Raw genomic sequence first — 20875 nt, forward strand, 5'->3', positions numbered from 1 at the left:
CGTCGCCGGTTCGGCTCTGTTCGACAGCTCAAGTCCACTCGGTGGCAGGTCCGTTACCGTGATCCGAACACGGGTCAGCTCCGGAGCGCAGAGCAGACGTACGCCACCAGAACCGATGCGGAAGTCGCGCTGACCCTCATTGAAGCGGACGTCACCCGCGGACAGTGGGGCCGATCCGGGCGCGGGCAAGATTCGCTTTGGGGAGTACGCCACCGCCTGGCTGGGGGATCGGAAGCTCGCTGCCCGTTCGCGTGAGCGGCATGAGTCGGTGATCCGGCTGTACCTGCTGCCCACCTTCGGTGAGCATCTGCTGTCCTCGATCACGACGGGACAGGTTCGGGCCTGGCGTACGGCATACCTGACACGGACCGGTGAGCCGACCGTGGTCAAGGCCTACCGGATCATGCGGGCGGTCCTGAACACGGCTGTTGATGACGAGCTGATCCGCCGCAACCCGTGCCGGATCAAGGGCGCCGACAGGTACGACGTGCCGGAACGGCCCGTCCTCTCCGTGGCAGAGGTGTACGCCGTGGCCGATGCGATGGCTCCGCGGTACCGGCTTCTCGTCCTCATGGCCGCGTTCACCGGGCTGCGCTTCGGCGAGCCGGCCTCACTTCGCCGGCGGGAGGAGCAGTCGCTTTCATGAGGGCAAGGCGCAGTGACCGCCTGGTGTGGTGGCGTAGCAAGTCGCTCGCCTCAAAGGCTTGCCGGCGGGCGATCTCTGCCGATTCGAGCGTCTGCTGAAGGCTGGCTGCCTCAACCCGGGTCTCGTCGGTCCAGTCGCGGACCGGGCCGTTCGCTCGGACGTAGTCAGCAAACGACACGCGAGCGGCGTAGGCAGCGGACTGGAGAGCTACCAGGGCTTCGGGAACCTGTATGTCGTCCACCATCGGATGCTAGGCGCAGAGCGTGAGCGGGGGAAACGTTATGGGCCGGACAGTCCGTTGTGGCACGTGTGCGGCACGGCCGTGATCATACGAAAGGGCCAGTTCGGGAGGATCAAGCCTCTGAACTGGCCCTTCATCGTGTGCCCCCGGCAGGATTCGAACCTGCGACACCCGCTTTAGGAGAGCGGTGCTCTATCCCCTGAGCTACGAAGGCGGGACGGATCTCTGGGAGGTCCGGCGACTAGCGTAGCGGATGCGGGCGGGCGGGGGTCGGGGCGTCCGGTCAGTGGGTGATTCGGGTTTCCAGGCCGTCCAGGACGCGGTCCAGGCCGTACTGGAAGTTCGTGTCGCGGGACGTGCGGGGGTCCTTGCCGCGTTGTTCGGCGTAGCCGTCGCGGAGGTGGGGGTAGGACTCGGCGGCCTGTTCGGCGGTGGGCCAGACGTTGTTGACCCAGTCCTGTTCCGTCTGGCCGCTGCGGGCGAGGACGTTCAGGTAGGCGGCCTCGCTGGTGGCCATGCCGGTGACGTACGCGACGAGGGTCGACGCCGCCTGGTCGGCCTCGGTGGCGGGGAGGCCCGCGCGGGTGAAGAGGGCGAGCATGCCCTCGGCCAGGCGCATGGCGTTCGGGCCGAGGTAGGACATGCCCATCTCGCCCAGTACCGAGGCGATCCAGGGGTGGCGCAGCATCGTGCCGCGCAGGCTCTGCGCGCAGCGGACGGCGTCCGCGCGCCAGGTCGCGGAGCCGGAGGAGACGGAGGGGTCCGAGGGGTCGGAGGCTCCGGGGGAGCCGGGTGACTCGGGGACTTCGATCTCTCCGTAGATCTCGTCGATGGCCAGTTCGATGAGCTCGTCCTTGTTGGCGACGTGCCGGTAGAGCGAGGTGGCTCCGGCGCCGAGGCGGGTGCCCAGCTTGCGCATGCTCAGGGCGTCGATGCCGTCGGAGTCGAGCAGGCGCAGTGCCTCGGCGACGATCTGGTCCCGGCTCAGCGCCGGCTGTTCGCGGCCGGACCGGGGGCGGGTCCAGACGGACGGGACCGGCTGCGGGGCCCGCGGGGCCTCTGGGGGCTGCGAGGACCGAGGCGGCCGGGGCGACTTCGGGGCCTCGGCCTGCTGGCCTGCCCGCTCCTGGCGTGGCATGCGGCGTCCTCTCTGCCGGTCCGTTCTCCCGGTCCGTGCGGTGCGCACACCCTACCCGATTCGGTACGCCGTTCTCTCTTGCGCACAGTGTACGCAGACTCGTACGGTGTTCCCCAGAGCGCACAGCGTGTGCAGTGTGTGCGGCTCAGTCCGTTCGCGATGTCCGAGACCTTGAGGGGTATGGAGATGGACCGTCATCCGCGCCGCTGGCTCATCCTGATCGTGTTGTGCCTCAGCACCCTGGTGCTGGTCGTCGACAACATGGCTCTCACCGTCGCGATCCCGACGATCGCCGAGGACCTGGACGCCGGCACCCAGGACCTCCAGTGGATCCTCGACTCGTACATGCTGGTCTTCGCCGGGCTGCTGCTGACCGCGGGCAGTCTCTCCGACAGGTTCGGGCGGCGCAGGGTGATGGTCGTGGGGCTCGCGCTCTTCGGAGCGGCCTCGGTGGTGGCCATGGAGGCCGCGACGCCCGGGGCGCTGATCCTGGGCCGGGTCCTGATGGGTGTCGGCGGCGCGCTGGTGATGCCCAGCACCCTGTCGATCCTGGTCACCGTCTTCGACGACGCGGAGCGGCCCAAGGCGATCGCCGCCTGGAGCGCGGTCGCCATGGTCGGTCTGGTCGGCGGTCCGGTGCTCGGCGGCGCGCTGCTCGCGCACTTCTGGTGGGGGGTCGTCTTCCTCGTCAACATCCCGATCACCGCGCTCGCGATTCTCGCCGCCCTCGTCCTGATGCCCGAGTCCAAGGGACCGTGGCGCAGGGCCGACCCCGTCGGCATGGTGCTGTCGATGGTCGGCATGACCGCGCTGATCTGGACGATCATCGAGTTCCCCCAGGGCGGCCTGAGCCACCCGGGCACACAGTTCTCGCTCGCCGCGGCCGTGCTCGGTCTGGCCGGGTTCGGCTTCTGGGAGACCCGCTGCTCCTCACCGATGATCCCGGTGTCGCTGTACCGCAACCGCGTCTTCACCGGAGCCAGCTTCTCCCTCGTGCTGCTGACTCTCTCCCAGGGCGGTCTGATGCTGGTGCTGACCCAGTACCTGCAGTTCGTCCTCGGCTACTCCGCCACCCGGACCGGTCTCGCCTTCGCCCCGCTGGCCCTCGCCACCCTCGCCTTCAACAGCGTCGGTGCCGCGCTGCTGCCGAGGACCGGCAACCGGGTCATGGTGGTCCTCGGTCTGCTGGTCATCGCCTCCGGGTTCGGGCTGCTGTCCACGCTGGACCCGCGGAGCGGCTGGGGCGTGCTCGCCGGTGCGATGTGTCTGATGGGAGCCGGTGGTGGTCTGACGATGCCCGCGGCGATGGCGGCCATGATGGGGGCGATCCCGGACGAGCACGCCGGGGTGGGCTCCGCGCTCAACGACACCGTCCAGCAGGCCGGCGCCGCACTCGGCGTCGCCGTCCTGGGCGCGGTCCTCTCCAGCACCTTCACCGGCCACATGCCCGCCGACGCCCCGGCCGACGCCCGCCGCTCCATCGGCGCCGCCCTCTCCGTGGCGGCCCGCATCGGCGACACCTCCCTGTCGGCCTCCGCCCACGACGCCTTCACCAGCGCCATGTCGGCGAGCTTCCTGGCCGGTGCCGGGGGCGTCGTGATCGCGGCTGTCCTCGCCGTCTTCCTGATGCGGGGCGGCAAGGCGGTCGCGGACGGCGGCGCGCGGGCGGAGGCAAAGGAGAGTGCGGAGGCGAAAGCGAGTGCGGAGGCGAGTGCGAGCGAGTGCGCGAAGGAGAGTGCCGCTTCGGCAGCGGACGCGGTCCCGCTCGCGGGCGTGAACCGCTGACGGGAGCGTGACCCTGGCGCGGGAGCGTGAACCGTCGACGCGAACCGCCGGCGATCTCACGCGGCCCCCGCCGCCCACCCCACCCATGTCACCCCCGTGTCCGGCCCCCCGTGGCCGGACACGGGCGTTTCACGTCGTCAGACGCACGCGGCGCGAGGGCCACCCCGCCCACCCGTTCCCCGTACACGGAGAAGACCCTCGCCCACCCGTTCCCCACGCCCGTTCCTCACGCACGCGGAACCCGCCGGAACCGCCCCGCGACCCGCAGATCCGCCTCGATGCTCCCCGCCGTGGCCAGCAGCTCGGGCAGTACCTCGTCGACACACTGCGCGGACGTACGACGGCTGCTGTGCATCGCGACATTGACGGCGGCCACCACCCGCCCGCCTCGGTCGCGGACCGGGACGGCGATGGAGCGCAGCCCCTGCTCCAACTCCTCGTCGACGAAGGCGTACCCCTCGTCCCGTACGCGGTCCAGGGCCGCCCTCAGCCGGCCGGGGTCCGTGATCGTGCGCGGGGTCAGGGGGCGCAGCTCGGTGAGCGGCGGCTCGGGCAGGTCCGCCAGCAGCACCCGGCCCAGCGAGGTCGCGTACGCGGGCAGGCGGGTGCCGACGGTGATGTGGACGCTCATGATGCGGCTGGTGGTGATGCGGGCCGTGTACCGGATCTCGTCGCCGGTCAGCACCGCCAGGGACACCGACTCGCCCAGGCGCTGCGAGAGCCCGGTGAGGTACGGGGTCGCGATCTCGGCGAGCGAGGTACGGGAGAGCGGCGGGAAACCGAGGCCCAGCACGCGGGGGGTCAGCCGGAAGACGTGGGCGTGCGCGGTGACGTATCCGAGGTGTTCCAGGGTGATCAGCGCGCGGCGGGCGGTCGCGCGCGCCAGCCCGGTGGCCTGGGCGACGCCGGTGAGGGTCAGTTCGGAGCGGCCCTCGCCGAAGGCGGTGACGACCGTCAGACCGCGGGCCAGCGACTCGACGAACTCCCGGCCCAGTTCCTGCTTGGACGCGCCGGTCCAGACGGCGAGGCCGGCAGGGGCGGCGGGCGTGGCGGGTGCGGCGGACGTGGCCGGCCGGGCCCGGCTCAGCTCCCGCTCCATCGCGGTCACGGCCGCCCGCAGTCGTGGCAGCAGGGTGTCGCGCAGACCGGCGGCGGTGTGCCGGCTGGTGTGGCTCACCACGCTCACCACACAGGCGATCCGGCCCGCGTCCCGTACGGGCATGGCGATGGCGACCAGGCCCGGTTCGATCAGCTGGTCGTCCAGTGCCCAGCCGTCCTCCCGTGCCGCGGCCGTACGCCGCTCGAAGTCGTCGCCGAGGGCAGGGAGCGGGCGGGCTTCCGTGGAGGGTGGCCGACCGGCGACCGGTGGGACCGGAGTGGGGGACCGGTCGGCGTACGGCGCGCCGGGGGCGTCCCGTCGCTCGGAGTCGTCCTCGGCCGCGGCCTCGATCGGCCGGCTGCGTGCCGGGACGGCCGGAAAGCCGCGGTCCTCGGGGTCCGCGGCACGGCGTTCCCGCCACCGCGCCCATTCCCGCTCGCCCCACTCGGTGGCGAACAGCGGTCCCGGCGCGGTGCGTTCGGCGGGCAGCAGGTCACCGATGCGGAAACTCAGCGACATGGCGCGGCGCCGGGTCGCCTGGTGGATGAAGCGGATGCCGTCCTGGTCGCCGACCGCGAGGGACACCGACTCGTCGAGCTCGTCGGCGAGGGCGTCGGCGTGCGCGTCGAGGAGGCGGGGCAGGCGCAGGGCGGCCAGGTAGGCGTTGCCGAGTTCCATCACGCGGGGGGCCAGTACGGCGTCCCGGCCGTCGAGACGTACGTACCCCAGGTGGGCCAGGGTCGCCGTGATGCGGTCGACGGTGGACCGCGCGAGCCCGGTGGACCGCTCCAGGCCGCTGAGGCTGGACACCCCGTCGGCCTCGGTCAGCCGCCGCAGCACCGCGATGCCGCGGATCAGCGGGGTGACGGCCTCGACGGGAACGGCGCCCCCGGTCCCGCTCTCTCCTCCCGCCCGTCCGGCCCCCGCACTCCGCGCCCGGCTCCCGTCGCCCGGGGCCGCCCCGACGTTCGATGGCATGTGCTCTCCGTTGCGGCTCTCGATGGAGGGGGTCCGAATGGGTCGGACGGGATCCGGAAGAGGGTGGGGCGGACGTGGGTCGGACGGGATGCGGACGGGATGGGTAGGAGTCCGGCGGGGGCTGGAGGGGTCCGGAAGGGTCTGTGGAAGGGTCCGGGAAGAGCCTCCCGGGGCTCTCCTTGGGCAGAGATCTTCGGGCTCTCCTCGGGCGGACGCCCGGAAGACACACGGTAGTGCTTAACCGGTCGACTCAGCAGGTCGGCGGCGTCCGCGCCGGTGGCCGGCGGGAGGCCGGTGGCGGGGCGCGGGGAGGTCAGCGCCTTGTCACGGACACCTCGTAGTCGCCCGCGGGATTCGCCCCCGTGACCGCGATCGTGACGCCGGTCCCGGGGTCCTTGAAGGACTCGCCGACGGTGAAGGGGGCGTCGGAGAGTTCCGCGTGGACGTTGGGGCTGCGCGTGCAGCCGCCGCTGTTCTTGTGGGAGTCGTAGACGGTGATGGGGCCGCTTCCGGTGTCCACGCCCGCGTCGACCTTGTAGACGAGGATGCCGGGGCGGCAGATCGCGGTGTCGTTGCCGCCGGGGGTGCGCAGTTCGAGGGCGAAGCCCGTCCGGGCGCCGGTGGGGACGAAGACGAGCTTGGCGCCGCCGGAGCGGGACAGCGGGGTGAGTGTGTACTTCGTGGTCCCGGACTGCGCGGCACAACTGACCTGCGAGTCGTCGAGCCAGCCCAGTTTCCATTTGTGCCAGCCGAGCAGGTCGTTGTCGGCACCCCAGTCCTCGCTCATGATGTCCCAGTGGCCGACCGAGCCCCCGCCGTCCTGGGTGTAGAGGTCGGGCAGGCCGAAGGTGTGCCCGTTCTCGTGGGGGAGCACCCGGAACCCGGTGTCGGGGTAGGAGCCGGAGCCGTCGTCCTGGCGGCTGTAGACGAAGGACGCGTTGGAGACGGGGACACCGTCGGCGACCGGGGCCTCGGCGTTGCCGGCGAAGGTGACGGACAGGACGGTGTCCAGGGCGGAGGGCCCGGCGTTCGGCGTCACCAGCACGTTCAGGAGGTCGTACGAGTGGAAGTCCACCTCGGGGTCGGCCGCGGCCACGATGTCCTGGACCAGACCGCGGTACCCGGGATCGAAGGGCGCGCCGCGTTCTATGCCGTACGCGCTGAACGGCTTGGGCATGCGCAGCCAGTGACGTATCGGGGTCTCGGGGCGGTAGTCGAGGCGGCCGTAGGAACTGGTGCGGAACCAGTCCTGGGTCTGCGGGAAGAACTCGCCCAGCCGGTCGAGCGCGCTGCCCTGACCGGGAGCGTCGGAGAAGTCGACCATCACCGTGAGGGCCCGGACCGTGCCGGTGGAGCGGGCGTATCCGGGGAGGGTGGGTATCCCTTCCCCCATCTGTACGCCCTTCGGGCCGCTGATCATGCAGGGACCGAGCGCCGTCGAGCGCCCCAGCGCGATGGAGCCCGCCGCCGTGGAGCCCGCCGTGAGGTGCCCGGTGCCGGCGGAGGTGCTGACCGCCAGCGTCAGAAGGGTCACCGAGGCCAGGGCGGCCACGCGGCGCCGGCGTATCCGGTGGCTGGTCGGCTGCATGCAGGGGTCCTTCGTTCACGGCAGCCGCCCGGTCACCGACTGCACCCTGTGCGATCACCCTGTGTCGACGGATGCGCGGGCGCTCGCTGGAAGAGCCCGATCGTGGGTTTCTCGCGGAGAAGGGTGTGACGCGGGTCACAGGGAATGAGGAAGGATCGGGGAAATAACCGGGGATGGTTTCCCCGTTTGGCATAGGTGTCCGAGTGAAAACGGGGAGTGAATCCCCGGATCACACCAGAGCCTTCACCTACTTCCGAGGAGCACGCCGTGGAGACCGCCACCCCCGTGAAGCGTCGGATGCCCCGGCCCCGAGCCGATGCGCTGCGCAACCGGGAGCGGATCGTCGCCGCCGCGCGTGAGATGTTCGTCGAGTTCGGCCCCGAGGTGCCGTTCGACGAGATCGCCCGCCGCGCCGGCGTCGGCAACGCCACGGTGTACCGCAACTTCCCCGACCGCGACGCGCTCGCGCGGGAGGTCGTCTGCTCGGTCATGGACCGCACGTCGGAGTGGATCGAGGCGGCACTCGTCGAGGGCGGCGACGCCTTCGACGCACTGAGCCGCTTCGTGCACTTCTCGGCGGACGAGCGGATCGGCGCCCTGTGCCCCATGCTCTCGGCGGCCTTCGACCAGAACCATCCGGATCTGTACGCGGCGCGCGAACGGACCGTGGACCTGATCGAAGCGCTGATGAGGCGTGCCCGCGAGGCCGGCCAGTTGCGCTCCGACGTGGAGTCCGGGGACCTGATGGTCGCCGTCAGCCAGCTCACCCGGCCGTTGCCCGGCACCGCGTGTCAGGGCATCGACCGGTTCGTACACCGTCATCTGCAGCTGTTCCTGGACGGTCTGCGGGCACCGGCCCGCTCCGTACTGCCCGGAGTGGCGGCCACCGTGGAGGGCCTGAGAACAGCCTGACCGACCAGACCCGGGCGATGAGTTCGGCGCGCGGCGCCGGTCCACGGCCCGACAGCCAGCCCGTAACCCGTAGCCCCGTAGTCCATGACCCGTGACCCGTAGTCCGTAACCGCGATCCGTAGTCAGCGATCCCGTCATCCGTGTCGGCCATCTCATGGTCGGCCGTCCGTCACCCGCGCGGCGCACTGTGCACCGTGTACCGCGCACGGTGCCGGTCCACGGCTCCCGGACCGCGGGTGCCGGACGCCGGATTCCGGACCCCCAAGCCTTCGGCCGTCGACGAGGACGAGCCGTTTCTTTCCCTCACCTTTTTCACTGCGAAGTACCGGAGTGGGTATCCCCATGTCTTCATCAGCAACACCGACAGCGACGGCGGCAGCGGCCGACGCGCATTCCAACCGCTGGAAGGCCCTCGCCTTCATCGCGCTCGCCCAGCTGATGGTCGTCCTCGACGCGACCATCGTGAACATCGCGCTGCCTTCCGCCCAGCGCGACCTGGGGATATCGGACGGCAACCGGCAGTGGGTCATCACGGCCTACGCCCTCGCCTTCGGCGGCCTGCTCCTCTTCGGCGGCCGCATCGCCGACCTGTGGGGCCGCAAGCGCACCTTCGTCACCGGCCTGATCGGCTTCGCCGGCGCCTCCGCCCTCGGCGGTGCCGCACAGGGCGAGGCCCTGCTGCTCGGCGCCCGTGCCCTCCAGGGCGCGTTCGGCGCGCTGCTCGCGCCCGCCGCGCTCTCCCTGCTCGCCGTGATGTTCACGGACGCCAAGGAGCGCGCCAAGGCCTTCGGCATCTACGGTGCGATCGCCGGTGGCGGTGGCGCCGTGGGCCTGATCCTGGGCGGTTTCCTCACCGAGTACCTCAACTGGCGCTGGACGTTCTTCGTGAACATCCCGTTCGCGATCATCGCCGCCCTGGGCGCGTACTTCGTCATCCGTGAGCCGGCCGGTAGCCGCAACCGTTCGCCGCTCGACATCCCGGGCGTCGTCCTGTCCACCCTCGGCCTGGTCTCCCTCGTCTACGGCTTCACCCGCGCCGAGTCCGCCGGCTGGAGCGACTCCAGCACGATCGGCCTGTTCGTGGCCGCGGCGGTGCTGCTCGCCTCCTTCGTCCTCGTCGAGTCCAAGGTCAAGGCTCCGCTGCTGCCCCTGCGCGTGATCACCGAGCGCAACCGCGGCGGTGTCTACCTCTCGCTCGGCCTCGCGATCATCGCGATGTTCGGCCTGTTCCTCTTCCTGACCTACTACCTGCAGATCGTGAAGGGCTACTCGCCGGTGAAGACCGGCTTCGCCTTCCTGCCGATGATCGCGGGCATGATCACGGGCTCCACGCAGATCGGCGCCCGTCTGATGACCCGGGTCCCGCCGCGGCTGCTGATGGCCCCCGGCTTCCTGACCGCCGCGATCGGCATGCTGCTGCTCACCCAGATGGAGATCGGTTCCTCGTACGCCGGTCTGCTGCTCCCGGCCCAGCTGCTGCTCGGCCTCGGCATGGGTACGGCGTTCATGCCGGCCATGTCCCTGGCCACGTACGGTGTCCAGCCGCAGGACGCCGGTGTCGCCTCCGCGATGGTCAACACCTCGCAGCAGGTCGGCGGCGCGATCGGTACGGCTCTGCTGAACACGATCGCCGCCTCGGCGACCACTTCGTACATCGCGGACCACATCGGTGGCGCCGCCTCCAAGCCGCAGCAGCAGCTGGTCCAGCTGCAGGGCCTGGTGAACGGCTACACCAACGCGATCTGGTTCGCCGTCGGCATCCTGGTGCTCGCCTCCGCGATCGCCGTGACCCTCGTCAACACCGGGCGTCCGGACATGTCCTCGACCGTCGGTACGGGCGAGGGCGCCGAGGACGAGATCAAGGTGCCCGTGATCGCCCACTGATCACCCGTCGCACGGGTACTTCGCGTACGGGCGCGGGGTGGGGACGCCTCGCCCGTACGAATCCCAGGGTCCGCCCCGGTTCCGAACTCGTCGGAGCCGGGGCGGACCCGCGTCCGAGGACCCGCCTCCGAGGACCCGCGTGGCGCACGCCCGCGTCCGGGGAGCCGCGTCCGCGGACCCGGCGGGGCGCTACCGCAACCAGGGCAGATCCGCGCCCGCGTCCTTCGGCTGGAGTCCCTCGGCGATGATGCGCATGGCGTCGCCGAGGGCCTTGTGCTGTTCGGGGGTGAGCCGGTCGAAGAAGGCCTGGCGTACGGCGCTGACATGGCCCGGGGCCGCTTTGCGCAGCATCTCGTAGCCGTCGTCGGTGAGCACCGCGAACTGGCCGCGCTTGTCGGAGGGGCAGTCCTCGCGGCGCACCCAACCGCTCTTCTCCAGGCGGGCGATCGCGTGCGAGAGCCGGGAGCGGGTGATCTTGGCGCTCATGGCCAGTTCGGTCATCCGCAGGCGGCGGCGCGGCGCCTCGACGAGTTGGACGAGCAGCCCGTAGTAGACGTGCGGCATGCCCGCGTCCCGCTGCAGCTGCCGGTCGAGATGGTCCTCGAGGAGGGTGGCGGCGTGCATGTACGCACGCCAGGTGCGCTGTTCCTCTTCGGTGAGCCAGCGCGGCTCTTCAGCGGGTGCGGATGCCGTGTTCATGTACTCCACTGTACGAGCCTCTTCTTGAAGGTTAAACAAGTCGGGGGTAGAGTCGTCGATCAGAGCTTGAGACTTCAAATAACTGGCTGATCGGTCCTACGCTGAATCCCTCGGGAGGGAGTAGCCGCCATGTCTGTCGCCGTGCCTGACGTCACCGAGGGGCGTGCCCCACAGGAGCGCATGCCCGCCCTCTATCTCGGTCACGGCGCCCCGCCGCTGGCCGACGACCCGCTCTGGCCCGGCCAGCTGGCCGCCTGGTCCGCCGAACTGCCCCGCCCCAAGGCGATCCTGATGGTCTCCGCCCACTGGGAGGAGGCCCCGCTGGCCCTCGGTGCGGTGGAGACCGTACCGCTCGTGTACGACTTCTGGGGCTTCCCCGAGCACTACTACCAGGTGCGGTACGCGGCCCCCGGCGCCCCCCGGCTCGCCGACTCCGTACGGAAGGTGCTGCGCGCACCCGGCATCCCCGTCCAGGACATCCCGGACCGCGGTCTCGACCACGGCGCTTACGTGCCCCTGGTCGAGATGTTCCCCGAGGCCGACATCCCCGTCCTGCAGATCTCGATGCCGACCCTCGATCCGGTGAAGCTGATGGACATCGGCCGCAAACTGGCCCCCCTGCGTGATGAGGGCGTCCTGATCGTCGGCTCCGGATTCTTCACGCACAACCTGGCGGCGCTGCGGCAGGGCGGCGTGCCGTCCTGGTCGGCGGAGTTCGACGACTGGGGCCACCGGGCCCTGGACGCCCACGACTGGGACGCCCTGCTCGACTTCACCCGTAAGTCGCCGGCCGGTCTGCTGGCCCACCCGCGTACCGAGCACTTCGCCCCGCTGTTCGTGACGATGGGCGCGGCGGACGCCACGGGCGAGCTCGACGGCCAGAAGACCGTGATCGACGGCTTCTGGATGGGACTGGCGAAGCGGTCGGTGCAGTTCGGCTGAGTTCGGCCCCCCCCGGCCCCCCGGCCACCCGGTCGCCCGGCCCCCGGTCTGCCGGCGGGGCCGGGCCTGGCTGTCGGTGGGTCAGAGCTCCTTCTCGTACCAGGCGACATCCCAGTAGCGGCCGAACTTCCGGCCCACCTCCCGGTAGGTGCCGACGTGCCGGAACCCGAAGCGTTCGTGCAGCCGCACGGACGCTTCGTTGGGCTGGGCGACGCCCGCGTAGGCGCGGTGCAGGTCCTCTCCGGACAGGGCCTCGAAGAGCGCCTCGTAGAGAAGCGTGCCGATGCCGCGGCCCCCGGCGCCGGGGGCGAGATAGACGGAGACCTCGACCGAGGTGCCGTAGGCGGGCTTCGGGCGAAAGCCGCTGGATGTGGCGTATCCCAGAATCCGCCCGCCCCCGGGTTCCCGGTCGGTGTCCGTGGCAACCATCAGGCGGTGCGGGCCGTCTTGCAGGTGGGAGAGCAGCCACGGACGGCGCTCCTCCGGTGTGAGAGCCGCTGTGTCGAAGGTGATCGGCGTCTCGCGTACGTAGTGGTTGTAGATCTTGGTGAGGGCGCCGAGATCACTCTCGACCCCCGCCCTGACCTGCACATCTGTACGTTCTGACGTCATCTGACCCCCTGCTGTGGCGGCACAGGGTACTGCATGATCAGAAAAATAGGGCAACGGGTTGGGAATTCTGTCCGGATTCCAGTCGTTGTTTCCTTCGGATGCCGGGCACTCGGGTGAGTGGCCGAGCCGCCACCAGGACTCGCAAGCCCTCCCCCAGCTCTCGGCTCCGGCCCGAGCGGGGGGTACACCGATACGCAAGGGAGCACGCATGGCAACCCGTGCCGTCGCCCGTCGTCAGTCCGCCACCGGCGAGACCCGCGACGCGGCACGCAGTGTTCGCGCCGTAGGCGGCGAAATCGCCGACCGCGACCTGGTCGGCATGTACCTCGACGAGATCGCGCGCACACCTCTGCTCGACGCCGCCAAGGAGGTCGAGCTGTCCCAGACCATCGAGGCGGGTGTGTTCGCGCGGCAGATCATCGACGGCGAGGTGGATACCCCCAAGGCGGACGCGACCCGTGACGAACTGGAGGCGCTCATCGCCGAGGGTGAGCGGGCCAAGGACGTCTTCATCCGCTCGAACCTGCGGCTGGTCGTCGCGGTGGCGCGCCGCTACCCCCGCAGTGGCCTGCCGCTGCTGGACCTGATCCAGGAGGGCAACGCGGGCCTGGTGCGCGCGGTCGAGAAGTTCGACTACCGCAAGGGCTTCAAGTTCTCGACGTACGCGACGTGGTGGATCCGCCAGGCCATCACGCGTTCCATAGCCGACCAGTCGCGCACGATCCGCCTCCCCGTGCACCTCGTCGAGGAGCTGGGCCGGATCCGCCGTGTGCAGCGCGAGTTCAACCGGAAGAACGGCCGTGAGCCCGAGCACGCGGAGATCGCCGCCGAGCTCGACTCGACCCAGGCCCGCGTCGGTGACGTCCTGGACTGGGCCCGCGACCCGGTCTCGCTGAACATGGCGGTGGACGACAACGGCGACACGCAGTTCGGTGACCTCCTGGAGGACACCTCGGCCGTCTCGCCCGAGCAGTCGGTGCTGACGCTGCTGCGCAGCGAGGAGCTGGACGACCTGATCGGCCGGCTCGACCAGCGCACCGCCTCGATCATCAAGATGCGGTACGGCATCGACGACGGGCGCGAGCGCACGCTCACCGAGGTCGGCAAGGAGCACGGCCTCACCCGTGAGCGCATCCGCCAGATCGAGAAGCACGCGCTGCTGGAGCTGAAGAAGCTGGCCCGCGACACGGGCTTCGACGCGGCGGCGTGACGAGGTCCGCGTGACGAGGGTGATGTGACGAGGGGTGACGGACGGTGTGGTGAGGGTGACGTGACGAGGGCTACGTAATGAGTGGGCGTAGTTCGCGCGGTTCGCGCGGTTCATACCGTTCCGCTCCGCGTATGGTTCGTAGGGATCCGAAGCACCCGTCCGGTCCGTCCGGGCGGTGCGGCCGATCCGTATCCGCTTGAGGTCGGCCATATCTCGACCGCACATGGCCATGTAACGCCGCTTCAAAATGCTGAGCTCTGGGCACAAGACTTCAGGGCCCAGGGTTCAGGGTCCCGGGGCGCAGGCCCCAGCCCCCCCCAGAACCGAGTCCCGACGCACTCCCCCCCCCCCGCGCCGGGACTCTTCCAGAGCCGAGCTTCGGCGCCTTCCCCCCCCTGGCGCCGGGGCTCGGCTCCATTTTTCGTCCTGGTCCGGTGACTCGATCGGCGCCTTGGTTCCACGACTTGCTTCCGTGGTTCCGAGTCTTCGTCCCGCGCCTTCGTTCGTCCGAGGGCGGTGACGAGGGGCGGCCCGGGATTCCGGGCAGGCCGACGGGCCACCCCGTACCTGAACCCCGGGGTGACCCGGATGGCAGAGTCTGCCACAACGGCATAACCTGCCGACCGTGACCGGTACCGAACGCACGGCCCGCGCGGCCGCCGCCCGTGCCTCCGCCGCCCACGCCGGGAATTCCCCGTCGCGGAGCACCGGCACGGACGTGAGCGCCGGTGGTGGTGCCGTCGCCGGTCTCTCGCTGACCGAGCGGCGGAAGGCCGCCACCCGGATGGAGATCGCCCGCGCCGCGGCGGAACTCTTCATGAGGCACGGCCTGCGGGCCACCCGCGCCGAGGACATCGCCCGCGCCGCCGGGGTCGCGCCGCGCACCTTCTACCGCTACTTCGCCGGCAAGGAGGAGGCCCTCGGACCGCTCTTCTCCGCGGGCGTCGACAGATGGGCCGAGGCGGTACGCGACGCCCCGGCCGGCCTGTCCGTCCCCGACGCGCTGCGCCATGCCGTCGTCCAGACCCTCACGCCCGGCGTCGGGGTGCGCCCGGAGTCCATGGAGTGGGTCCGCTCCCTGCTCCGCCTGGCCGAAGGGAGCCCCGCCCTGCTCGGAGTGTGGGGCGAGGCGTGTCAGGGGGCGGAACGGACACTGGCCGGGGTGCTGGCGGCGCGGCTCGCCCGGGGGGAGGGTGCCGCGGGCGGTGGTGTGCCGGACGGCGCCACCGCGGACGGAGGCGCCGCCGGTCATGCCGGTGCGGCGAGCGGTGTCGGGGCGGGACGCGTGACGGCTACCGGGGTCCGGCTCAGTGCCGCGGTCGCCGGCGCCGCGGTGCGGGTGGCGGTGGAGACCTGGGCCGCCGGCGACGACCCGGCCGACGGGCCCGCCGGACCGGTGCCGCGCGCGCTCAGCCACCTCGAAGCGCTACGCGACTTCCCCTGGGGCACCGTCTGAGGGACGCGCCGCGTACGTCACCCGATCACGGTGTCGAAGTCCTCCGCGCCGCCTGTCGCCCGGGTCAGACGCTCGCCCAACTCCCTTATGCAGTCGACCAGTTCCGGCGGCCGGTGTGCCGTGAACTCGCAGTCGACCAGAGCGATCCGCACGGCCAGCCATTCCACCGAGTCACCGGCGGACGACCGCAGCCGGCAGCTGTGCTCGTCGATCGGTTCGGGCGCGCCGAGCCAGTGGGGCAGCCGGGCCGCGACGAACGCGGCGGGCGCGGCGAAGGTGATCTCGAACTCGTACGTCTCCTGCCGCCGGTACATCGACTGCCGCAGGTAGTCCGCGGCGTTCCCCGTCGGCAGCTCGCGCGGTGTGAAACGGACACCCGTCGCGAAGGGTTCGCTGACACGGTCGACGCGGAACGTGCGCCAGTCGGCGCGGTCGAGGTCGTACGCCACGAGGTACCAGCGACGGCCGGTGGAGACGAGCCGGTAGGGCTCGGCCTGCCGCCGCGAGAGCGTTCCGTCCCCGGAGCGGTAGGCGAACCGCAGCCGCTCGCGGCCGGCCACCGAGGAGGCGATCACGGTCAGGGTCTCGGGCGCGATGCTCGCCCCGTCCCCGCTGGTCAGCGGGGTGGTCGCGGCCTGCAGGGTGGACACGCGGTGCCGTAGCCGGGACGGCAGCACCTGCTCCAGTTTGGCGAGGGCCCGTACGGAGGCCTCGTCCACGCCCTCGACCGCGTGCCCGGCGCCCGCCCGCAGGCCCACCGCGATGGCCACCGCCTCCTCGTCGTCGAGTACCAGGGGAGGCATCGCCTTGCCCGCCACCAGCCGGTATCCGCCGTCGGCGCCCTTCGTCGCCTGCACCGGATACCCCAGCTCGCGGAGCCGGTCGATGTCACGGCGCACGGTGCGCCGCGACACCCCGAGCCGCTCGGACAGCTCACCGCCGGGCCATTCGCGGGGTGTCTGGAGGAGGGAGAGCAACTGGAGAAGCCGGGCCGGTGTGTCCGTCGTCATGTTTCCCAGAGTGCCGCACATCTAGGACATGACCTGACCTAATGAGGGCCTATCTTCCTCTCATGACCTCCACCGACACCCCTCCCAGCGGCGTGGCCGAGCAGGCGCACGGCACGGCCGGCGCGGCCGACCGGCGGCGCTGGTTCGCACTGGCCATCGTGATGACCGCGGCCTTCATGGACCTGGTCGACGTCACGATCGTCAACATCGCCATCCCGTCGATCCGGCGGGACGAGGGCGCCTCGTTCAGCCAGATCCAGTGGATCACGGCCGGCTACGCGCTGGCCTTCGCCGCCGGGCTCATCACGGGTGGACGGCTCGGCGACATCCACGGCCGCAAGCGGATCTTCCTCCTCGGCATAGGCGGATTCACCCTCGCCTCGGCGTTGTGCGGCTTCGCCGCGAACCCGGAGATGCTCGTCGCCTCGCGGATCCTGCAAGGGGGAATGGCCGCGATGATGGTGCCGCAGGTGCTGTCGATCGTGCACGCCACCTTCCCGGCGCACGAGCGGGGGAAGGTCTTCGGCCTCTTCGGCGCGATCGTCGGGCTGGGAGCCGTGTCCGGTCCCCTCCTCGGCGCGCTGCTCACCGAGTGGAACCTGTTCGGCCTGGAGTGGCGGCCGATCTTCCTGATCAACCTGCCGGTGGGTGTCGCCGCGCTGATCCTGGGGCGGCGTTTCATCAGCGAGTCCAAGGCCCCGAAGGCCCTCAAGCTCGACCTCGTCGGCGTGGCTCTCGTGACGCTGGCCCTGCTGATGCTGCTCTACCCGCTGACCCGCGGGCGTGAGCTGGACTGGCCGCTGTGGGGGTACCTGTCGATGGCCGGTTCCCTCGTCGTGTTCGCGGGGCTGGTGGCGTACGAGAGGCGGAAGGCCGCGCGGGACGGTTCGCCGCTGGTCGAGCTGTCGCTGTTCAAGGTGAAGAGCTTCGCGGCGGGCATCGCCGTACAGACCGTCTTCGGGGTCGGCCTCGGCATCTTCTTCCTGGTCTGGACGCTGTACATGCAGATCGGTCTGGGGTGGACCGCGCTGCGGGCGGGGCTGACCGGGGTGCCGTTCTCGATCGCGGTCTCGGCCGCCGCCGGCATGTCGGTGCAGCTGCTCGTCCCGCGTTTCGGGCGCAAGGTGCTCCAGGCGGGCGCGCTGATCATGGCGGTCGGCGTACTGCTCTACATCTGGGAGTCCGACCGGTACGGCATGTCCATCGCCTCCTGGCAGATGGCCCTGCCGCTGGTCGTCATGGGCGCGGGCATGGGCTTCATCGTGGCCCCGCTGACCGACGCGGTGTTGTCGGAGGTTCCGCGCGAGCACTCCGGTTCGGCGTCCGGGCTCATCAACACCGTCCAGCAGATGGGCAACGCGCTCGGCCTCGGACTGGTCTCGGTGCTCTTCTTCGGGCGGATCGCCGACCGGCTCACCTCGGTGCAGGTGGGCCCGGCCTTCGTGAACGCCTTCCAGTACGCGCTCGGCTGGGTCGCGGTGGTCATGGCGGCCATCTTCGTCCTGATGTTCGCGCTGCCGAAGCGGCCGGCGCAGCATGTGGAGGGGGCGGGGGAGGAGTCCGCCGAGGAAGCCGCCGGCGCCGCCGGCGCGGAGTCCGCGGGGGAGGAGTCCTCGTCCGCCGGGCGGGACGGCGTGCGCCCGTCGGGGGACCCAGTGGTGTCCGACGACGACCCGGTGCTGGCGGGCTGATCTCCCGAAGCCCGGCGGTGAGCGGTCCTTGAGGGGCCGAAGCCCAGGTCATGTGCCCGTCCTCCGTCTGCGGAGGGCGGGCACAGGTCGTTCCCGGGGCAGTCCGGGACGGCCTTCCGTGAGATCCGTGATGCCTGTTTGTGTCCGTCTCGCGCCCGAACCTGTTTACTTTCCGGAAATCCGGGCGTAGCCTCCGACTGAAACCACAGATTCGGGCATCGGTCGGAGGCGAACGGACATGTACGCACCGGAGCGGCAGCAGGAGATCCTCCGGCTGGCCCGTGACGGCGGCCGGGTCGACGTCCTGTCGCTGGCCGAGGAGTTCCAGGTGACCGCGGAGACCATCCGGCGTGACCTGAAGACCCTCGACCGCGCGGGTCTCGTGCGGCGGGTGCACGGCGGTGCCATACCCGCCGGGCGTCTGGACTTCGAGCCCGATCTCGCCGAGCGCGAGTCCACCGCGGCCGACGAGAAGGACCGCATCGCCCTCGCCGCCGTCGCCGAACTGCCCGGCGAGGGCACGGTGATCCTCGACGCGGGCAGCACGGTCGCCCGCCTCGCCGGAGACCTCCCGCTGGAGGCGACGCTCACCGTCGTCACCCACAGCCTGCCGATCGCGGCCCGCCTCGCGGACCATCCCGGCATCCAGCTCCACCTGGTCGGCGGACGCGTCCGGCACCGTACGCGCGCCGCCGTGGACGCCTGGGCGCTGCGGGCGTACGGCGAGATCCGCGCCGACGTCCTGTTCATCGCCGCCAACGGCTTCTCCGCCGAGCACGGACTGACCACCCCCGACCTCGCCGAGGCCGCCGTGAAGCGCGCGGCCGTCCAGGCGGCCCGCCGGGTGGTGCTGCTCGCCGACTCCTCCAAGTACGGCCAGGAGCACTTCGCCCGCTTCGGCGACCTGAGTGACGTGGACCTGTTGATCACCGACACCGGTCTGAGCCCGGAAGACGCCACCGACATCGAGCGCGGTGGCACGGAAGTAGTACGCGCATGATCCTCACCGTCACCCCGAACCCCTCCCTCGACCGCACCTACGAGGTCCCCTCGCTCGACCGCGGCGAGGTCAACCGGGCCACCGGCGAGCGCGTGGACCCGGGCGGCAAGGGCGTGAACGTCTCGCGCGCGGTCGCCGCGGCCGGGCGGCGCACGATCGCCGTACTCCCCCTGGGTGGCGCGCCCGGCGCACTCGTCGCCGAGCTGCTCGACGCGCAGGGCATCCGGGTCGCCCCGGTCCCGGTCGGGGGAGCCACCCGGTCGAACATCTCGGTCGCCGAACCCGACGGCACCCTGACGAAGATCAACGCGCCCGGCCCCGAACTCTCCGCCGCCGAGGCCGAGTCGCTGCTGGAGACGGTGCGTCAGCAGTACCGGTCCGGCGACACCGACTGGATCGCCTGCTGCGGCAGCCTCCCGCGCGGACTCGGTCCCTCGTGGTACGCCGACCTCGTCGCCCGTGCCCACGCGGCGGGCGCCCGGATCGCCCTCGACACCTCGGGACCGGCGCTGCTCGCGGCGTTGCGGGAGCGGCCCGACGTGGTGAAGCCCAACGCCGAGGAACTGGCGGAAGCCGTCGGGCGCCCGCTGACCACCGTGGGCGACGCGGTCAAGGCCGCCGAGGAGTTGCGCGGGATGGGCGCGGGCGCCGTGCTCGCGAGCCTCGGCGCGGACGGGCAACTGCTCGTGGACGACTCGGGGGCCTGGTTCGGCAGCGCCCAGGTGGACGTCGTACGCAGCAACGTGGGCGCCGGTGACTCCTCGCTCGCCGGTTTCCTGATCGCCGGCGGCCGCGGTCCGGAAGCGCTGGCCTCCGCCGTCGCCCACGGTGCCGCCGCCGTGCAGCTGCCCGGCAGCGTCATGCCGGGACCGGCCGATCTCGACCCCTCCGGCGTGACCGTCACGACGGAGATCCCCGTGGACCGCGTCCTCACGGAGCCGGTGTCATGACGGACACCGCCGCGGTGGGCGTGACCACGCGCGCGGGCTCACCCCCCGACCCGGTGTCGGACGCGCCGCGTCGCGGCCCGGTTGCGAAGGCGCCTCCCGAACAGACGCTGAGGGGACGGGACTTCCCCGGTCCCGCCCACGGCACGGTCCCCGCGGGTCCCGCAGATTCCGCGGATCGTGCAGATCCCTCAGGTCCCGCAGGTCGTGCAGATCCCGCAGGTCGTGCCGTCCTCCGCGCTCCCACCATCGCCGCACCCCCGGAGTCCTCCGGGTGCGGCACCCCCGTTCTCACCCCTGTCGTCACCCCCGTCCCCACCCCCGCCCACTCCCCACGGGCGATACGCGTGCGAAGGAGCCCGCGATGAGCGAGATGATCACCGCGGACCTGGTCGATCTCGACCTGTCCGCCGAGACCAAAGAGGCGGCGGCACGCGCCCTCGCCGAGCGCATGGTTGCCAAGGGCCGGGTCACCGACCTCGACGGCTTCCTCGCCGACGTGGCCGCCCGCGAGGCGCAGATGCCGACAGGTCTCGACGGCGGCATCGGCATCCCGCACTGCCGGAGCGAACACGTCACCGAGCCGACGCTGGCCTTCGGGCGCAGCGCCGCCGGCGTCGACTTCGGGGCACCGGACGGGCCCGCCGACCTGATTTTCCTGATCGCCGCTCCGGCGGGCGCCGACGACGCGCATCTGACGATCCTGTCGGCGCTGGCCCGCCAGCTCATGAACGCCGAGTTCACCTCCGCGCTGCGGGCCGTGGACGACGCGACGGCGGCGGCCGCGCTCATCCGCGGCGACGAGTCCCCGGCGGCCGCGACGGCGACGGCCACGGCGGAGGCCCCCGAGACCTCCGAGACCTCCGAGACCTCCGAGACCTCCGAGACCCCCGAGGCGACCGAGGGCTCCCAGGACTCCGTGGCGGGGGGCGCGGGGGGCACCCCCCCCACCCCCCCGGGCCCCCCCGGGGGGCGGGCCGGGCGGTTCGTGGCCGGGACCCCCGGCCCGCCCCGGTTCGCGCCCACCAACATGGCGG

17 protein-coding genes and 1 tRNA gene are annotated in these 20875 nt (G+C 71.4%); 11 read left to right on the top strand and 7 right to left on the bottom strand.

The annotated features are described in order from the left end of the window. The first annotated feature begins 139 nt into the window (after window positions 1-139). Window positions 140-646: a hypothetical protein gene (locus ACFV2J_RS10760; RefSeq protein WP_385082270.1), complete on the top strand. Its 507-nt coding sequence runs from the start codon at window positions 140-142 to the stop codon at window positions 644-646. Between the two features lie 382 nt (window positions 647-1028). Here ACFV2J_RS10760 and ACFV2J_RS10765 read toward each other — a convergent pair. Together ACFV2J_RS10765 and ACFV2J_RS10770 are read right to left on the bottom strand one after the other, a co-directional pair. Beyond that, window positions 1029-1101 (bottom strand) — tRNA-Arg (locus ACFV2J_RS10765). A 69-nt stretch (window positions 1102-1170) separates the two neighbouring features. Further along, entirely contained in the window at window positions 1171-2025 is an 855-nt protein-coding gene (locus ACFV2J_RS10770) for a TetR/AcrR family transcriptional regulator (RefSeq protein ID WP_385082271.1), read from the bottom strand. 186 nt (window positions 2026-2211) lie between these two features. Between ACFV2J_RS10770 and ACFV2J_RS10775 the strand changes: the two genes are divergently transcribed. Further along, window positions 2212-3810: an MFS transporter gene (locus ACFV2J_RS10775; RefSeq protein ID WP_385082294.1), complete on the top strand. Its 1599-nt coding sequence runs from the start codon at window positions 2212-2214 to the stop codon at window positions 3808-3810. A 226-nt stretch (window positions 3811-4036) separates the two neighbouring features. Here the strand turns inward: ACFV2J_RS10775 and ACFV2J_RS10780 are convergent, their stop codons facing one another. Together ACFV2J_RS10780 and ACFV2J_RS10785 are read right to left on the bottom strand one after the other, a co-directional pair. Next, complete coding sequence (locus ACFV2J_RS10780; protein ID WP_385082273.1) at window positions 4037-5887, bottom strand: IclR family transcriptional regulator C-terminal domain-containing protein; 1851 nt, start codon at window positions 5885-5887, stop codon at window positions 4037-4039. Window positions 5888-6200: 313 nt separating this feature from the next. Next, window positions 6201-7475, bottom strand: a complete 1275-nt coding sequence (locus ACFV2J_RS10785) for a M6 family metalloprotease domain-containing protein (protein ID WP_385082275.1) — start codon at window positions 7473-7475, stop codon at window positions 6201-6203. Between the two features lie 267 nt (window positions 7476-7742). Between ACFV2J_RS10785 and ACFV2J_RS10790 the strand changes: the two genes are divergently transcribed. After that, window positions 7743-8387 (top strand): TetR/AcrR family transcriptional regulator, encoded by a 645-nt coding sequence (locus tag ACFV2J_RS10790; RefSeq protein WP_385082276.1) that lies wholly within the window; start codon window positions 7743-7745, stop codon window positions 8385-8387. A 342-nt stretch (window positions 8388-8729) separates the two neighbouring features. Beyond that, a complete protein-coding gene (locus tag ACFV2J_RS10795; RefSeq protein WP_385082277.1) occupies window positions 8730-10271 on the top strand; it encodes an MFS transporter in 1542 nt (513 codons plus the stop codon). A gap of 189 nt (window positions 10272-10460) precedes the next feature. Here the strand turns inward: ACFV2J_RS10795 and ACFV2J_RS10800 are convergent, their stop codons facing one another. Beyond that, a complete protein-coding gene (locus ACFV2J_RS10800) occupies window positions 10461-10970 on the bottom strand; it encodes a MarR family winged helix-turn-helix transcriptional regulator (RefSeq protein ID WP_385082278.1) in 510 nt (169 codons plus the stop codon). A 180-nt stretch (window positions 10971-11150) separates the two neighbouring features. On the opposite strand from ACFV2J_RS10800, the gene ACFV2J_RS10805 reads away from it, so the two are divergent. Beyond that, a complete protein-coding gene (locus ACFV2J_RS10805; protein ID WP_385082295.1) occupies window positions 11151-11912 on the top strand; it encodes a dioxygenase in 762 nt (253 codons plus the stop codon). 81 nt (window positions 11913-11993) lie between these two features. Here the strand turns inward: ACFV2J_RS10805 and ACFV2J_RS10810 are convergent, their stop codons facing one another. Further along, window positions 11994-12524, bottom strand: a complete 531-nt coding sequence (locus ACFV2J_RS10810; protein WP_385082280.1) for a GNAT family N-acetyltransferase — start codon at window positions 12522-12524, stop codon at window positions 11994-11996. A 208-nt stretch (window positions 12525-12732) separates the two neighbouring features. Between ACFV2J_RS10810 and ACFV2J_RS10815 the strand changes: the two genes are divergently transcribed. Then, entirely contained in the window at window positions 12733-13734 is a 1002-nt protein-coding gene (locus ACFV2J_RS10815) for an RNA polymerase sigma factor RpoD/SigA (protein WP_385082282.1), read from the top strand. Between the two features lie 784 nt (window positions 13735-14518). Continuing rightward, entirely contained in the window at window positions 14519-15190 is a 672-nt protein-coding gene (locus ACFV2J_RS10820; protein ID WP_385082296.1) for a TetR family transcriptional regulator, read from the top strand. 17 nt (window positions 15191-15207) lie between these two features. On the opposite strand, the gene ACFV2J_RS10825 is transcribed toward ACFV2J_RS10820, so the two are convergent. Continuing rightward, window positions 15208-16200 carry a helix-turn-helix transcriptional regulator gene (locus ACFV2J_RS10825; protein WP_385082284.1) on the bottom strand — a complete coding sequence of 331 codons (993 nt, stop codon included), beginning with the start codon at window positions 16198-16200 and terminating at the stop codon, window positions 15208-15210. Window positions 16201-16262: 62 nt separating this feature from the next. On the opposite strand from ACFV2J_RS10825, the gene ACFV2J_RS10830 reads away from it, so the two are divergent. The 4 genes from ACFV2J_RS10830 to ACFV2J_RS10845 form a co-directional block, all read left to right on the top strand. Further along, entirely contained in the window at window positions 16263-17891 is a 1629-nt protein-coding gene (locus ACFV2J_RS10830; protein WP_385082285.1) for an MFS transporter, read from the top strand. Window positions 17892-18129: 238 nt separating this feature from the next. Continuing rightward, window positions 18130-18891, top strand: coding sequence for a DeoR/GlpR family DNA-binding transcription regulator (locus ACFV2J_RS10835; RefSeq protein ID WP_385082286.1), 762 nt, complete (start codon window positions 18130-18132; stop codon window positions 18889-18891). Beyond that, entirely contained in the window at window positions 18888-19841 is a 954-nt protein-coding gene (gene pfkB / locus ACFV2J_RS10840) for a 1-phosphofructokinase (protein WP_385082287.1), read from the top strand. The genes ACFV2J_RS10835 and pfkB overlap by 4 nt, the downstream gene beginning before the upstream one ends. Before the next feature lie 361 nt (window positions 19842-20202). Then, on the top strand, window positions 20203-20875 hold a 673-nt coding region (locus ACFV2J_RS10845), incomplete at its 3' end, for a PTS sugar transporter subunit IIA (protein WP_385438188.1).

Origin of the sequence: Streptomyces sp. NPDC059668, from assembly GCF_042734135.1 — a bacterium.
GTDB lineage: Bacteria > Actinomycetota > Actinomycetes > Streptomycetales > Streptomycetaceae > Streptomyces.

Excerpts from the sequence above, each read along its gene's own strand:
- ACFV2J_RS10830 (WP_385082285.1), top strand. The coding sequence starts at position 16,263 with ATGACCTCCACCGACACCCCTCCCAGCGGCGTGGCCGAGCAGGCGCAC.
- ACFV2J_RS10820 (WP_385082296.1), top strand. The coding sequence starts at position 14,519 with ATGGAGATCGCCCGCGCCGCGGCGGAACTCTTCATGAGGCACGGCCTG.
- ACFV2J_RS10770 (WP_385082271.1), bottom strand. The coding sequence starts at position 2,025 with ATGCCACGCCAGGAGCGGGCAGGCCAGCAGGCCGAGGCCCCGAAGTCG.
- ACFV2J_RS10835 (WP_385082286.1), top strand. The coding sequence starts at position 18,130 with ATGTACGCACCGGAGCGGCAGCAGGAGATCCTCCGGCTGGCCCGTGAC.
- ACFV2J_RS10795 (WP_385082277.1), top strand. The coding sequence starts at position 8,730 with ATGTCTTCATCAGCAACACCGACAGCGACGGCGGCAGCGGCCGACGCG.
- ACFV2J_RS10825 (WP_385082284.1), bottom strand. The coding sequence starts at position 16,200 with ATGACGACGGACACACCGGCCCGGCTTCTCCAGTTGCTCTCCCTCCTC.
- ACFV2J_RS10805 (WP_385082295.1), top strand. The coding sequence starts at position 11,151 with ATGCCCGCCCTCTATCTCGGTCACGGCGCCCCGCCGCTGGCCGACGAC.
- ACFV2J_RS10815 (WP_385082282.1), top strand. The coding sequence starts at position 12,733 with ATGGCAACCCGTGCCGTCGCCCGTCGTCAGTCCGCCACCGGCGAGACC.
- ACFV2J_RS10800 (WP_385082278.1), bottom strand. The coding sequence starts at position 10,970 with ATGAACACGGCATCCGCACCCGCTGAAGAGCCGCGCTGGCTCACCGAA.
- ACFV2J_RS10780 (WP_385082273.1), bottom strand. The coding sequence starts at position 5,887 with ATGCCATCGAACGTCGGGGCGGCCCCGGGCGACGGGAGCCGGGCGCGG.
- pfkB (WP_385082287.1), top strand. The coding sequence starts at position 18,888 with ATGATCCTCACCGTCACCCCGAACCCCTCCCTCGACCGCACCTACGAG.
- ACFV2J_RS10785 (WP_385082275.1), bottom strand. The coding sequence starts at position 7,475 with ATGCAGCCGACCAGCCACCGGATACGCCGGCGCCGCGTGGCCGCCCTG.
- ACFV2J_RS10775 (WP_385082294.1), top strand. The coding sequence starts at position 2,212 with ATGGACCGTCATCCGCGCCGCTGGCTCATCCTGATCGTGTTGTGCCTC.
- ACFV2J_RS10810 (WP_385082280.1), bottom strand. The coding sequence starts at position 12,524 with ATGACGTCAGAACGTACAGATGTGCAGGTCAGGGCGGGGGTCGAGAGT.